The 15,411-nt window shown below is 59.2% G+C and carries 8 protein-coding genes; 2 read left to right on the forward strand and 6 right to left on the reverse strand.

Translation table 11 applies throughout. The features are described 5' to 3' along the window. Window positions 1–83: 83 nt before the first annotated feature. The 6 genes from QWJ34_RS19860 to uvrB form a co-directional block, all read right to left on the reverse strand. A complete protein-coding gene (locus QWJ34_RS19860; RefSeq protein WP_302730537.1) occupies window positions 84–2,597 on the reverse strand; it encodes a U32 family peptidase in 2,514 nt (837 codons plus the stop codon). 282 nt (window positions 2,598–2,879) lie between these two features. Further along, complete coding sequence (locus QWJ34_RS19865; RefSeq protein WP_302730735.1) at window positions 2,880–4,514, reverse strand: PA2928 family protein; 1,635 nt, start codon at window positions 4,512–4,514, stop codon at window positions 2,880–2,882. 109 nt (window positions 4,515–4,623) lie between these two features. After that, a complete protein-coding gene (locus QWJ34_RS19870) occupies window positions 4,624–6,498 on the reverse strand; it encodes a stalk domain-containing protein (protein ID WP_302730539.1) in 1,875 nt (624 codons plus the stop codon). A gap of 62 nt (window positions 6,499–6,560) precedes the next feature. Then, the gene (locus QWJ34_RS19875) at window positions 6,561–7,601 is read right to left on the reverse strand and encodes a S1C family serine protease (RefSeq protein WP_302730541.1); all 1,041 of its coding nucleotides are present in this window, start codon (window positions 7,599–7,601) and stop codon (window positions 6,561–6,563) included. A 238-nt stretch (window positions 7,602–7,839) separates the two neighbouring features. Beyond that, window positions 7,840–10,716 carry an excinuclease ABC subunit UvrA gene (gene uvrA, locus QWJ34_RS19880; RefSeq protein ID WP_302730543.1) on the reverse strand — a complete coding sequence of 959 codons (2,877 nt, stop codon included), beginning with the start codon at window positions 10,714–10,716 and terminating at the stop codon, window positions 7,840–7,842. A 514-nt stretch (window positions 10,717–11,230) separates the two neighbouring features. Next, complete coding sequence (gene uvrB, locus QWJ34_RS19885; protein WP_302730545.1) at window positions 11,231–13,225, reverse strand: excinuclease ABC subunit UvrB; 1,995 nt, start codon at window positions 13,223–13,225, stop codon at window positions 11,231–11,233. Window positions 13,226–13,689: 464 nt separating this feature from the next. On the opposite strand from uvrB, the gene QWJ34_RS19890 reads away from it, so the two are divergent. Together QWJ34_RS19890 and QWJ34_RS19895 are read left to right on the forward strand one after the other, a co-directional pair. Continuing rightward, window positions 13,690–14,478: a flagellar motor protein gene (locus QWJ34_RS19890; protein WP_302730547.1), complete on the forward strand. Its 789-nt coding sequence runs from the start codon at window positions 13,690–13,692 to the stop codon at window positions 14,476–14,478. Beyond that, window positions 14,475–15,323, forward strand: a complete 849-nt coding sequence (locus QWJ34_RS19895) for a flagellar motor protein MotB (RefSeq protein WP_302730549.1) — start codon at window positions 14,475–14,477, stop codon at window positions 15,321–15,323. The genes QWJ34_RS19890 and QWJ34_RS19895 overlap by 4 nt, the downstream gene beginning before the upstream one ends. Window positions 15,324–15,411 lie beyond the last annotated feature (88 nt).

Here is a 15,411-nt window from a genome sequence, read left to right on the forward strand (position 1 = left end):
CAGACCGGCAGGACAGCAAAAAACGCGTATTCCACATTATAAAGGAATACGCGCTCACGGATTAAACATTCATGGTTTGTCGCTTACTTCACCAGCTGTCCTCTCGTGACCCCAAGCTGGTTGGTCGCTTTCAGCGTGCGCCAGACTTCGGAACCGCTGATCTTGCCTTCCAGGGCGCGGGTGTACAGGTCGATGACTTCATGCACCTGCTCCGGCGTTTCTTCGAGGAATTCGATACGGTAGCTCGGCACGCCGGCGCTCAGGAACTCGCTCAGGTACTCGGCGCCCGACTGCTCGATCGCGTTGTAGACCGTGTTGCGGCAGCCTTCGTCGACGCGGACCGGGTGCGACATGCCGATGCGGTCGCGCAGCGACGCGCGCTGTTCTTCGCACGGGCGGCCGCAGTTTGTGAAGTCGGTGCCCTCGCTCATAAAGGTGCAGTATACGCAGTGTTCCGTATGGAACATCGGCAGATGCTGATGGATCACGATCTCCATCCTGCCGGTCTGCGAGCGGCCCAGCAGATCGACCATCTGCTGGATATTCAGGTCGTACGACGGCGTCACGCGGTCGAGGCCGGCTTCCAGGAACAGATCGACGGCTTTGTGGTTCGCTACGTTCAGCGAGAAGTCGCCGATCAGCTCCGGATGATTCTTATCCGGGTTCTCCCGGCGGTGGCGCAGGTAGTAATACAGGGCGCCTGTATTGCGGACGAGCACGGCATCGGGCTCCAGGCGAAGAATATTCGCGTGGTAGCCGTTCTCGCCCGGCATGTGGATGCGCGGCGTCGCCAGCGCGATCATCCTGCCGGCCGCCCGTACGGCTGCGACGGCCGCCGGGAACTGCTTGATGAATTCGAAGTCGGCATAGATCATGCCGACACCGGCTTCCAGCGCAGCCTCGACCTGCGGCAGGCTGCGGCACAGCGCGGCGATGCGCGCTTCCGAGCGGTCGATCGGGGCCGCGGCCGGAGCGGCGTCGCCGAACACCTCGATATCGCGATGGATGTATACCGGCGGCTTCGGCCGTTCGCCGGCCAGCTCTTCCACGGCGCGGCGGCGCATCGCGTTCAGTTCGCGCATCGGCACGATCACGTCGCCGTGCAGCTGCACGTCCAGCTGTTCAAGCTGGTAGACGGTGCCGCCGAGGCGGCCGAACTGCTCTTCCAGCAGCTCGTAACCGAGCGGCCGCTTCTTGGCGATCTCGAGTTCCATCTCGGACTCGACTCGAACCGCGGTGCCTTTGTCGGCGTCGGTCCAGACGGAGACGAGCGGCTGGCCCGGGCTGCCGATGACTTTGACGTGCAGCGGGAATACGCGGTACGGCTTCTCCGTCTCGTACGTCTGGCGCAGGCGCTTGTCGAGCGCAGGATCGTTGGTCTTCCAGATGCGGTCGCCCACGTGCAGGCGGCGCAGATCGACGTCGTTGCGTCCCGGCACAATGTCGATCACCCAGCCCTGGCCGGCTTCGCCTTCGAGCTTGACGCCTTTGCGGCGCACGTCGTACACGCGTCCGCCTTCTTCTTTCTTCGTCGGGTCCCCGGCGTCGAAAACGATGCCGTCGCCGCGCTTGAGCGGCGCTTCGATGCGGCAGACCACGCCGTCGCGCAGAATCTGCTCGACCCGTCCCAGGTAGACGCCGCGGCTCTTGGGAAAAGTCCCTTCCACGAGCTGCTTGTTGTTGGTGCCTTCGAGGAAGCCGTGCGTCAAGCCGCGCGAGAAACTCTGCTCAAGCTCGCGCATTTCTTCTTGCGTCGGCTTCGAGTCGTCGCCGCTGAAATAACGGTCGATCGCCGCATTGTATTTGCTGACCACGTTGGCGACGTATTCCGGCGATTTCAGCCGGCCTTCAATCTTGAAAGACGTAACGCCGGCTTCGATCAGCTCCGGCATGATATCGATCGCCGCCAGGTCTTTGGGCGACAGCAAATACGCGATATCGCCCATCGGCTTGTGCTCGCCGTCGACCATCAGATCGTACGGCAGACGGCAGGCCTGCGCGCATTCGCCGCGGTTCGCCGAACGACCGCCCCACATTTCCGAGGTGAGGCACTGGCCCGAATACGACACGCACAGCGCGCCGTGCACGAAGACTTCCATCGGCAGCTTGGCCTGCTCGCCGATTTTCCGAATTTGTTTGAGGTTGTTTTCGCGTCCGAGCACGACCCGTTCCATATCGAACGGCTTGGTGAATTCGACCGCTTCCGGCGACGTAATCGTCATCTGCGTCGAGCCGTGGATCGGGAAGTCCGGCGAGATCTCGCGGATCATGCGCACCAGGCCCAGATCCTGTACGATGACCGCATCGACGCCGGCCGTTACGCAGGCGTCGATCAATTCGCGCGCGTCTTCCAATTCGTTTTCGAATACGAGGATATTGAAGGTCAGGAAGCCTTTCACTCCGTAGCTGTGCAGAAAGCCCATGATCTCCGGCAGTTCGTCCATCCGGAAGTTGTTGGCGCGCGCCCGCGCGTTGAATTTCTCCACCCCGAAAAAGATCGCGTCCGCGCCGTTCGCCACGGCTGCCCGCATGCAGTCCCAGTCGCCCGCCGGCGCCAGCAGTTCGACGTCCCGTCTTGTGATTCCGTTAACGCTCATTGATGTTGTCCTCCCGCTCCGCCGTTTGCCGGTCCGCGCTTGCGGACTCCCGTACAAACCGCTTGCTGTATCGTTTCCTTGTGTACAATCGCCAAATTTATATCCGACAAAAATCCCGCCGGGCCGAACCCCGCGGGAATCCATAGTATCTGCTGTCCAACAGCCTGCTTCACTTCATATCGAGACAAACCCTTGGTTTCAACGTTCTCACTTCAAGCCTGACTTTAACTTATTCATTTTAACAGACTGTAACCTGCATGCCTACAAGCATTTAAGCATTTTTTAAAATTTTAAAGACCGGTCGTAGTTGAAATCGTATCCATGCGAGCTTCCGTCTTCGAGCAACACGGTAAACAAATACGAATCGCCTTTGTCGCCCTGTCCCACAAGCGTCAGCCGGTCGGCCGACGGATCGCAGCTTTTTAGAGATTGCAGATGCGTATCCGCGGTCCAGAGCACGCTGCCGGACTCCGGATCGACGGCGCTGAGCAGAATGCTCGCGCGGTTCGAAACTTCCGAGTCGTGCAAAACGATAAACAAATCCCGGTCTTTGGCCTCCGGATTCCTGTAATGAAAAGGCGGATACCCGGACGACGCTCCGTTCAGCCGCAGGATCGACCGCGCCGCACCCTCGTACTTTTGTTGGCGCGCCCGATAATCTTCCCGCGCTTGATCGTACTTGTCGCGCTCGGCGTAGTAAGCGTCCATTCGGCGTTCCTGCTCGGCTTCATGCTTCAGGTACTCGTCCATCGTCATATCGGACCAGTCGAACGGCTCGGGCAGCTCCGGCATAACCGGTTCTTTCTCCAGCGCGCCGAACGCCGGAAACCCGGTCATCGTGTAGGGATCGGACGCCGTGCTGCTGTCCACGCGCATATCGCTCAGAAAACCGCCGTTCAAAAAAACCGTTTCCAGCAGCGGTTCCAGCTCTTCGGAAGACGAACTTCCGCCCGGCAGCAAACGGCCCGCAAAGATTCGCTTTCTCGGATCGGCGGCCGCGCCGTTTGCAGGCAGCTCCGACTCGAAGTTCCCGCCGCGCAGCGTATCGGCCTGCTCGTCGCTCAAGAACAGGACCGATCGTTTATCGCCGCCGCCCGAACGGATCAGCCCGATCCGCTGCGGCGCGGCTGCCGCCGCGTTCCCGGCTTCGCCGCCGAAATAATCGGCCGGCTTCGCCCCCTGCATCGGACCGCCCGTCAGCGTATCGGGATCGATGCTGTACAGCCGGCCGTCGAGCCCCTGAAAAACGATCGCTTTCTCGCGTTCTTGCCATATGTATCGCTTCGCGTCTTCCGGCATCTGTCCGTTCAGCTCCGAGTTCGCCGACTGAAGCTTGCGGGCGTCGGCCAGCACGGCGCCGCCGGCTTTGTCCAGAATCAGCGGACCGCCCCCGTCGAATACCGCGATGCGTTTATCGGTTTGCCCCAGCAGCATGGGAGAATAAGAGCGGCCGATTCCCGTTTTCCAAACAGGACGCCCGTCCGCGGTGTCGAGCGCGTACACGAAAGCTTTGCTCGTTCCCCTCGTAACGCCTTCTTCAGTCGAATTCGCGATAAATTTATCCGCCAGTACGACCGATATTTGCCGCCCGTCCTGCTCGTACGAGAGCATGCCGGATTCGATTCGCGCGCTGCCCGAACCGCCCAGCACAACGGACAAGATCAGAAACAAGCCGATCGGAAAAGCGAGCAGCGAGAAAGACCCGATGCCCCAGCCCAGCAAAAACCGCAGCGGATTGCGGCGCGGCCTGCGGTCCCTGCTCTCGGACGGCAGCGTGGCGGAGCGGACGAGCGAAGCCAGAGCCGTCAGCACGAATAGGCCGGCCAGCGCAAGTATAACGGTCAGAAACACATTGTGCCAGAGAGCATCGTTGTATCGAAAAGCCAATTGAATTTTCTCCCAGAGTGTCGGTTCCATCAAACGGACGCCTCCTTTAATAAAGTAGAACAAAAAGATAAAATGCGACAAAAAAAGGAAAACACAACAAACAACCGGCCGCGGAATGGTCCGGGCCGGTTTGCAGCGGTCACTTCAAAAATTTGAACGATTGCAGCGTACGCTCGATCGCCGCAAGCTGAACCGGCGTTGCCGTCCCGCGGTTAAGTTCGGTGCGAATCACGAAAGTCCGGTTTCCGTGACGGAAGCAGATCGTTTGCCCCTGATACGGATTGCCGTCTTTGGTTCCCTGGTAGGCGATTCGGATCGCAGGAACCCCGGCAAACGTAATATGCTGCGGCGATTCGTAAGCGAAAGTGGAATCGTCCAGCTTCAAATCGTCGTAACCGCGAATCGTTTGCGCGGCCGCCGCTTCCAATCCGGCGTTCAGCGTTGTCAGTTTGAAAGAACCGCCGGGGATGAAATAGTCGATATCCGAAGACTGGGTGTAATTATCTGTTTGGCTGGTCCAGTAAGCCGGAACGCTGAACTGGAAGTCGTTCGTGCTGTATGTCGCGTTTAGCGATTTGTCCTTGAGATAAGAAATCTCGCCAAGCGTGCCGAAGCTGCCCGGTACGGCTTCAAAGTCGATCTCAAGCGAATCGGCGATATGCCGGAACGTCTCTTCGTTGTACGTTCCCGGGGGAGCCGAATAACGCAGCACGTAGAAGTACCCCTGATCTTCGATCACCAGCCAGCTCCAGGTGTAGTCGCCTCCGCCCAGATTGTACGTAAGCCGGTCGAGCAGCGCCGTTTTGCCGGCGGCCCGGGTCGTTTCCTTGCGGATCGGCTGCGCGATGCCCGGCTGGAAGATTTCGTTCGTGCGGTTCTGCAGGGTCGTATGCCAGCTATCGAGCGTCCCGCCTTTCTGAGCCGAAGTCACGTCGAGCGACAGGACCGCGCCGTCGGGAGACTGATAGCGGAATTCGCTTGCGCTTGTAGGCGCCCAGTCCGCGGGCAGCTCCAGCGATGCGCCGTAAGGATAGGAAACAGCCTGCGCGTAGCCGTTCTGCACGCCGGACAGATCTTCGGTTCTGGTCTTCCCGACCTGGAAAGAAGTCCGGAAAGAGTCGAGCAGCGGCGCGTCCTGGGTGAAACTGCGATAATCTTCAATCGTGGAATCGCCCATGTAAAGCGTGTAGACGCGTCCGTTGTCGTAATATCTGCGATTCTCCCAGTACAGGCCGTCTTCGTCGCGCGTAATCAGCCGCGCGTACGGAAGATCCGCCGATACCGTTTCCCGGTGGATAATCGTTTCGCCGGCTTGAAGAGCTTCGCGTTCGAGCTGTTCGATCATATCGGATGTCGGTACGACTCCGTCTTCGGCCCATACCTGAATTTGCAGCATATAGTTGCCGTCCGAATCTCCGAGATAAGCCGTGTATTCGTCCGATCCCGGCTCCACAAGCGCTCCGTCCGGATAGTCGATCGACCACTGGGCGAAGCTGCTTCCGACCCGCAGCTCGGCGCCGGTTTCGTTTTCGGCGGGAGTCTTGCCCGGAATTCCGTTCTCCGAAACCAGGCTGACCGTAATCGTGCCCGAAGACACCTTGACCTCGGCGCCGAGCATATCCGTTACCGCGCGCAGCGGAACCATCAGCGTGCCGCGCTTCATGGCCGGCGCCGCTTTGAGCGTGACTTTTTTGCCGTTTACTTTGGCCGTTTTACTGCCGATCGTAAAAACGGCGTTATGCGAACCGTAAGCGAGCCTGACGACATCTTCGCCTTCAAGCCGGCTTGTCGTACCGAAGGCGCGCTGGAACAACCCGAGCGGCACCAGAGTGATTCCGTTTTGCGTATACGGCTTTTCGATCGTTTCCTTCTCGCCGTTCACCACGGCGGCGGAACTGCCGACCTTCACCTGAAATGCGAGCGTGACTTTCTCGGCCGCCATAACCGGCATTGCCGCGGCAAGCGTCATCAACAAAACGAGCAGCAGCGCGGCTCCTTTTTTCGCCAATCTCAACCTTTCTCCCCCTCTTCGTCCTGTATGCTTCCCCGCCGCTTGGCGGCGGCACGTACCGGCGTTTATTCACTGACCAGAGCGATCTTGCGTTCGACGATATCGCCGTTCGATTGCATCAGCACGCGCACGACCTGTCCCGGTTTGTAAGCCTTCATCAATTCGTTCAGATCGACCAGCGCGGTAATCCGTTTGCCGGCGACGCTGTACAGCACGTCTTTTTCTTTGACGCCGGCTTTCTCCGCTTCCTCGGAAAGCACGCTCGTCACGGTCAGCGGATCGTCGGAAGGAAGTCCGGCCGTGGCCGAGAAGCTTTCTTTCAATTCCAGGCCGAGTCCCGCCCGCGTTACTTCGCCGTATTCGAACAGCTGCTTGATTACGTATTGAACGGTCGCGGCCGGGATCGAGAAACCGGTATTGTCGATATCGACGGCGGCGTACTTCATCGAGTTGATGCCGAGAATTTCGCCTTTCAGATTCACGAGCGGCCCTCCGCTGTTGCCGGGGTTGATCGTGGCGTCCGTCTGGATCAGGCGGTATTCGGCGCCCGCGGCGCGGTTCAGCCCGCTGACGATTCCGACGGTGGCGGAGTTGCGCAGCGAGAGGGAAACGGGAGTCCCGATCGCGATAACCTGTTCGCCGACCAGCGTCTTCTCCGTGCTTCCGACGAACTTGGCGGGCTTGAGACCGGTTACGTTGATGCGGATCAAAGCGATATCGCTGACCGGATCGCTGTAAACTTCTTTGACCTTATAGGACTTTCCTTCCGAGGTGACGACCTGAATATTCTCCATCTCGTCCACGACGTGCGCGTTGGTCACGATCCATCCGTTTGCGCGGACAATCACGCCCGAACCGTGCGCCAGATCGTAAGTTTCGCCTTCTTCGCCTTCGGAAGCTTCGTATCCATACGGGACTTCACCGATAATCCCGACTACGGACGGCGACACTTTGGCGATGATCTGGGGAATCGTTTTGACTGCCGGCGCTTGCGCGGCGGACGATTTGGCCGCGGCCGCCTGCACATTCGGCGCAGCGTCAAACCCGAATACTCCGATTGTGGCTGACAGCAGCAGACACGCCGCTTTGGTTCCCGCTTTTCTCATTTCTGTCGATGACCCTCTTTCTTCGCGTATGCAAATCCAGCCGCAGTTTCATTCACTTTAACACAGTTAAGCGGACCCCTACAATGAGAAACCTTTATTTTTACCCTATTCCATCTTTTAGAAAAAAAGCTTTGAAATTCGTCTGTATAATAGAACCGGATTCAGGTAAACGGAGAAATCGGTTTATGTAAAAAGGAAGCGAAACGCCGTTGGGCGCCCGCTTCCCGCGGTACAGGATTTATTTATTGACGGCTTCCCGGTCCGGTTCCAGTTCTTGGCGCGTCCGATCGGTATCGCGCTTCAACACCGGAGCCAGGTAACGCCCGGTATACGAACCTTCCACTTTCGCGACTTCTTCCGGCATTCCGGTCGCCACGACTTTACCGCCGCCGTTGCCGCCTTCCGGCCCCATATCGACCAGATAATCGGCCGTCTTGATCACGTCCAGATTATGCTCGATCACGAGCACGGTATCGCCCGATTCCACCAGCCGGTGCAGCACTTGAAGCAGGCGGTCGATATCGTCGACGTGCAGGCCGGTGGTCGGCTCGTCGAGAATATAGATCGTTTTGCCGGTGCTGCGGCGGTGCAGCTCGGACGCCAGTTTGACGCGCTGCGCTTCGCCGCCCGAGAGCGTGGTCGCCGGCTGGCCCATTTTGACGTAGCCCAGACCCACGTCGAGCAGCGTTTGCAGTTTGCGGCTGATCTTCGGCACGTTCTGGAAAAATTCGACCGCGTCTTCGATCGTCATTTCCAGCACGTCGGAAATGTTTTTGTTTTTGTACTTCACTTCCAGCGTTTCGCGGTTGTAGCGTTTGCCTTTGCAGACTTCGCACGGAACGTAGATATCCGGCAGGAAGTGCATCTCGATCTTGATAATGCCGTCGCCTTTGCAGGCTTCGCAGCGGCCGCCCTTCGTATTGAAGCTGAAACGGCCTTTCTGGTAGCCGCGCACTTTAGCTTCGTTGGTCGTGGCAAACAGCTCGCGGATGTTGTCGAACACGCCGGTATAGGTCGCCGGATTGGAGCGCGGCGTCCGTCCGATCGGGGACTGGTCGACGTCGACGACTTTGTCGATATGTTCCAGGCCGCGAATTTCTTTGTGCTTGCCGGGTCTGACGCGCGCCCGGTTCAGGTCGCGGGCCAGCGCTTTGTGCAGCACTTCGTTGACGAGCGACGATTTGCCCGAACCCGATACGCCCGTAACCGCGGTGAACAAACCGATCGGCAGCTTGACGTTCACGTTGTCGAGGTTGTTTTCTTTCGCTCCGCGAATCTCCAGCCAGCGTTCTCCGGGCTTGCGGCGTTCCAGCGGAACGGGGATAAAGCGGCGGCCGCTCAAATACTGGCCGGTCAGCGAGTCCGGATTGTCCATGATTTCCTGCGGCGTGCCCTGGGCGATAATCTGCCCGCCGTGCACGCCCGCGCCCGGTCCGATATCGATAATATAATCGCTCGCCATCATCGTGTCTTCGTCATGCTCGACGACGATCAGCGTATTGCCGAGGTCCCGCATATGAGCCAGCGTCTTGATCAGCCGGTCGTTGTCCCGCTGATGCAGCCCGATGCTCGGCTCGTCGAGGATATACAGCACGCCCATCAGGCTGGACCCGATCTGGGTCGCCAGACGAATCCGCTGCGCTTCGCCGCCGGACAGCGTGCCCGCCGCGCGGCTGAGCGTCAGATAATCCAGACCGACATTGCTCAGGAATCCCAGACGGCTGCATACTTCTTTCAGGATTAGGTTGGCAATCGAACGCTCTTTATCGGACAGCTCCAGCTTGTCGAAGAATTCGCCCGCCTTGGAGATCGACAGATCGGTCACATGCGAGATGCTGACGCCGCCCACCGTGACCGCGAGCACTTCCCGTTTCAGGCGCTGGCCTTTGCATGTGCCGCACGGTTTGGTGCCCATAAAGCCTTCGATATACTCCCGCATGCTGTCGGAGGACGTATCGCGGTAGCGGCGCTCCAGGTTCGGAATGATGCCTTCGAACGCCACGCTCACTTCTTTGCTGCGGCCGAAGTCGCCTTCGTAGCGGAAGCGCAGCTTCTGCCCGTCCGTGCCGTACAGGATCTTGTTCTTCTGGTCCTGGGTCAGCTCCGATACCGGCACGCCGGTCGGAATCTTGTAGTGCTCGCACATCGCGGCCAGGAACTGCGGATAATAATTGGACAATCCGCCGCTCCAGGCGGTAAACGCGCCTTCTTCGATCGTTTTGCGCTCGTCGGGCACCAGCAGTTCCGGATCGACGACCATCTTCAAACCCAGACCGTCGCAGTCCGGGCAGGCGCCGAACGGGCTGTTGAACGAGAACATGCGCGGAGCCAGTTCTTCCATGCTGAATCCGCAGATCGGGCAGGCGAAGTTCGAACTGAACCTCAGCTCTTCCTGGCCCATCACATCGACCAGCAGTTGGCCGCCGGACAGCTTGAGCGCGGTTTCGATCGAGTCGGCCAACCGGGTCTGCACGTCTTCTTTGACGACGATGCGGTCGACGACCACTTCGATCGTATGCTTTTTATTTTTCTCCAGTTCGATACTTTCGGACAGGTCGCGCAGTTCGCCGTCGACGCGGACGCGGACGAAGCCCTGCTTCGAGATTTCCGTAAACAGACTTTTGTGTTCGCCTTTCTTGCCGGAAATAACGGGAGCCAGAATCTGCAGCCGTGTTTTCTCCGGGTACTGCATAATCCGGTCCACCATATGCTCGACGGTCTGCGACGTGATCTCGACGCCGTGGTCCGGACAGTGCGGCTTGCCCACGCGCGCGAACAGCAAGCGCAGGTAGTCGTAAATCTCGGTTACGGTGCCGACGGTCGAACGCGGGTTGCGGCTGGTCGTCTTCTGGTCGATCGAGATCGCCGGAGACAGCCCGTCGATCGAATCGACATCCGGCTTCTCCATCTGGCCGAGGAACTGGCGGGCGTAAGCCGACAGCGACTCGACGTAGCGGCGCTGACCTTCGGCATAGATGGTGTCGAACGCAAGCGAGGACTTGCCCGAGCCGCTGAGACCCGTCAGGACGACGAAACGATCGCGGGGGATCGTGACGTCGATGTTTTTCAAGTTGTGTGCTCTGGCACCTTTGATTACGATATTTTCGCTTGCCACCGGCCTCAACCTCCAACATGTTTATTTCTTGTCCGACTTTCGCGGCGGACGGGTTCTTGCGGGAAAGACCGTTGGCCGTCTGCTTATCGCGGGCGGCGGGGGCGGGGTTGCGGTTGGGAGACGCTGCGGGTTCGGCCGTGTCCTTACGATCGCGTGTTGAATTTGGATTTCCTCATTGGAATTCTCAGTCGGAAGAAATCCAAATTCAAAGGCGAACGCTCCGCTTCTTCAGGACACGGCCTTCCCCTCCGCTGCCGCCCGCCGTGCGCTCACGATAAATGCGGCGGATCGGTTCCCGGCAGCCCGGCCTTCGGGAAAGTCGGCTTTGGCTTGGGAAAAAGACTGCGCCCGCAACAAAATGCGGACGCCTGATATGGATAATCGGATGTTGGCCGGTCATGACGGCCAACATCCGGATCGGGAAAAGCGCTAATGGATAATCGTACGCCGGCCGGCTGATGCGGCCGACGTACGGATCGGAAAGCGTGAACCGGATAATCGTTCAGGAGCCGGCTTATTCGGCGGCGCGCAGTTCCAGCAGCGCGTCGCGCAGTTCGGCGGCGCGTTCGAAGTTCAGGTTCTTGGCGGCTTCCTTCATTTCTTTTTCCAGTCGCATAACGACTTTCTCGCGTTCTCTCTTCGTCATCTTGCCGTCGATGCCGCTCAGGAAATCGGCGCCGGCTTCGGCGGCTTTGGTCGCTTCGATCACGTCGCGGACCTTTTTCTTGATCGTCTGCGGCGTAATGCCGTGCTGCTCGTTGTACGCCATCTGGATCTCGCGGCGGCGGCTTGTTTCCTGCATCGCCTTGTCCATCGACTCCGTGATCTTGTCGGCGTACATGATAACCCGGCCTTCGGAGTTCCGCGCGGCGCGGCCGATCGTCTGGATCAGCGAGCGCTCGGAGCGCAGGAAGCCTTCTTTGTCGGCGTCGAGAATCGTGACGAGCGAGACTTCCGGCAGGTCGAGGCCTTCGCGCAGCAGGTTGATGCCGACCAGGACGTGGAATACGCCGAGCCGCAGGTCGCGCAGAATCGCAATCCGCTCCAGCGTCTTGATATCCGAGTGCAGGTAGCGGACCTTGATGCCGATCTCCTTGAGGTAATCGGTCAGATCTTCGGACATTTTCTTGGTCAGCGTCGTCACGAGCACCCGTTCATCTTTCTCGATCCGGTCCCGGATCTCGCCGATCAGATCGTCGATCTGGCCTTCGGTCTTGCGGACTTCGATAATCGGATCGAGCAGCCCCGTCGGCCGGATAATCTGCTGGACCATCGTGTCGCAGTGTTCGATCTCATACGGTCCGGGCGTTGCCGAAACGTAGATGAGCTGCTGCGCTTTTTCTTCGAATTCCTCGAACTTGAGCGGCCGGTTGTCAAGCGCCGACGGCAGGCGGAATCCGTAGTCGACAAGCACGTTCTTGCGCGCCTGGTCGCCGTTGTACATGGCGCGGATCTGCGGCAGCGTCACGTGGGATTCGTCGATTACGACCAGCAGATCGTCCGGGAAGTAGTCCATCAGCGTGTACGGCGTGGCGCCGCGTTCGCGGAACGTCAGCGGTCCCGAGTAGTTCTCGATACCGGAACAGAAGCCGACTTCCTTCATCATCTCGATATCGTAGCGCGTGCGCTGCTCAAGCCGCTGCGCTTCGAGCAGCTTGCCTTCTTCCTTGAACACGGCAAGACGCTCTTCCAGTTCCCGCTCGATATTCGTGATGGCGACCTTCATCTTCTCTTCGCGCGTGACAAAGTGGGAAGCCGGGAAAATGGCAATGTGGTCGCGTTCGCCCGTAATCTCGCCGGTAAGCACGTTGATCTCGCTGATCCGTTCGATCTCGTCGCCGAACAGCTCGATCCGCACCGCGTGCTCTTCGCGCGAAGCCGGGAAGATCTCGACGACGTCCCCGCGTACGCGGAACGTGCCGCGCACGAAGTTGATATCGTTGCGCTGATACTGGATGTCCACCAGCCGCGACAGAATTTCCTGACGGGACTTCTCCATGCCCACCCGCAGCGACAGCAGCAGGTTGCCGTATTCCTGCGGCGAACCGAGGCCGTAAATACACGAGACGCTGGCGACGATCACGACGTCGCGCCGCTCGAACAGCGAACTGGTCGCGGAGTGGCGCAGCCGGTCGATCTCTTCGTTGATGCTGGAGTCTTTCTCGATATACGTATCCGAGGAAGGCACGTACGCTTCCGGCTGGAAGTAATCGTAATAGCTGACGAAGTAATCGACGGAGTTGTTGGGCAGAAATTCTTTGAATTCGCTGGCGAGCTGCGCGGCCAGCGTTTTATTGTGCGCGATGACGAGTGTCGGACGTCCCAGCTTTGCAATCGTCTGGGCGACCGTGAACGTCTTGCCCGTACCTGTCGCGCCGAGCAGCGTCTGGTGCCGTTTGCCGGCGTAAACGCCTTCCACCAATTCGTCGATCGCGCCCGGCTGGTCGCCCTGCGGCGTAAATTCGGAGACGATTTCAAACGCTTTGTTGCTGATTACAATATCGCTCATTGGCCCTATTTCACCCTCATCGTTTAAAATGATAGTATTTGAACAAAGAATACGTAAAAAACCGACGTATCGCTATCGTTTGACACGCCGTGTTCATGCTTATATTGTAAATAACCACATTTCCGCCGGGGAAACGAATGCGGAGCGGTCCAGGCCTTCCGCAAACCGGACTTCTTACGGCGTATTCGCCCGCTGCGCCGCGTTCGTGCGGCCGCCTGCGGACAGCCGGATATTTTTTGCCCGAATATGAAATACACAAGAAAAACCGGTCTCGAAACGACAGGAAAAGCCCATTGTCGAACGGGCCCGCGCTTCTATCGAGTATTCATTTATAAGAATGCGTGTTCCCGTCAAGTATACTCTTTTCCACAGGTTTGTGCAAATCTTTCTGAAACAGACGAACGGCTCGCGCAAGCGGCGGACCTGCCTTATTTCAAGCTTTCATTGCGGAGAGGAACGAACTCATGGACATCACAACCATCATCGGAATTATCGCGGGTATCGCCGCTTTGCTCGGAGGATTTCTCTGGGAAGGCGGCCAGGCCGGGGGACTGCTGCAGGGCCCGGCCGCGCTGATCGTATTCGGGGGAACGGCGGCGGCGGTCGCGATCAGCTTTCCGTGGAGGCGGCTGCGAACCGTGCCCCAGGCGCTGAGGCTGGCGTTCGGAACGCGGCCGGCCGGCGCCGAAGAGCTGATCGAAGACCTCGCGGGCATGGCGTCCACGGCGCGGCGTTCCGGCATGCTGGCGCTGGAGAAAACCGCCGAGAATCACGAAGACCCTTTTATGCGCGAAGGACTCACTTTGATCGTCGACGGAGGCGATCCACCGCTGATCCGCAAGATTCTGGAACTCGAGATCGACAAGCGCCAGGAGAAGTTCGACAGCTACGCCAAGATCTTCGAATCCGCGGGCGGCTACGCGCCGACGATGGGCATCATCGGGACGGTCATGGGCTTGATCCGGGTGCTCGGCAGCCTGACGGAACCCGCCAATCTCGGTTCGTCGATCGCCGTCGCGTTTATCGCGACCCTGTACGGCGTGGCGAGCGCCAACCTGATATTCCTGCCGATCGCATCCAAGATCCGCGCGCGCGGAGAAGAGGAGGTCCAAGTGATGGAGATGATGCTGGAAGGACTGCTGTCCGTGCAAAATGCCGAGAATCCGAATCTGGTCCGCCGCAAGCTCGCCACCTACCTGGACGACGTCGAAACGGGCGCGCCGGTGGGAACGGACGGAGCTGAATCGCGATGAGCCGAAGACGACGCGGACGCAAAACGGGACCTTCCCACCAGCAGGAACGCTGGCTGATTACGTACGCCGACCTGCTGACGCTGCTGCTGATTTTTTTCGTGATCATGTACGGGGTGAGTTCGGTCGACGAAGAGAAATACGAAGCGGTCTCCGCCTCTTTGCAAACCACTTTTCAAGCGGGCAGCAATATTCTGGACGGAGGTCCCAAGATCACCGGCGAGGCCGGACAGCAGATCCCGGGCAGCGGCGGAAACAAGCAGGGCGACAATGCGGATCCGGAACCGGAAAAAGACCCGGATAACGCAGTCATGACGGAGCGCGAGCGCCAGTTCCGGGAGCAGGAACAGCAGATGCAGAATTTTCTCGAAACGATCCAGTCGTACGTGACCACCAACAATTTGCAGGACCAGATCTTTGTCGCGGACAAACCGCAGGGCATCTCGATCACGCTCAGCGACCGCTTTCTGTTCGACGTGGGGCAGGCGGACCTGAAAAGCGGGGCGGCGGGCATTCTCGACCGGCTGTCCAGTCTGTTCGGCACGGTCGACGCCATGATCAGCATCGAAGGGCATACCGACAACCAGCCGATCCGGGGCGGGCGCTACGGGGACAACTGGGAGCTGTCGGGAGCGCGCGCGCTGTCCGTCCTGCGCTACTTTATCGATGTGCGCAAGCTCGATCCCGCGCAGTTCCAGTATGCCGGCTACGCCGATACGCGGCCCGTGGGCGACAATGCGACGGCCGAAGGCCGGCAGCAGAACCGGCGGGTCGAGATCACGGTGCTGCGGCAGCTGCGTGCGGACACGGCCGCCGAGGCCGTGGTGAAGGCGAATCCGGGCGAGTGATTCACACCCGATCGTGTAAAAATCAAAAATGTTGCAGGTATACATTACTTTCGCCCGCTTCCCGGTCAATAGACGGAAAGCGGGCAAA

This window comes from Saccharibacillus sp. CPCC 101409 (assembly GCF_030518235.1).
In the GTDB taxonomy this organism is placed as follows: Bacteria; Bacillota; Bacilli; order Paenibacillales; family Paenibacillaceae; genus Saccharibacillus.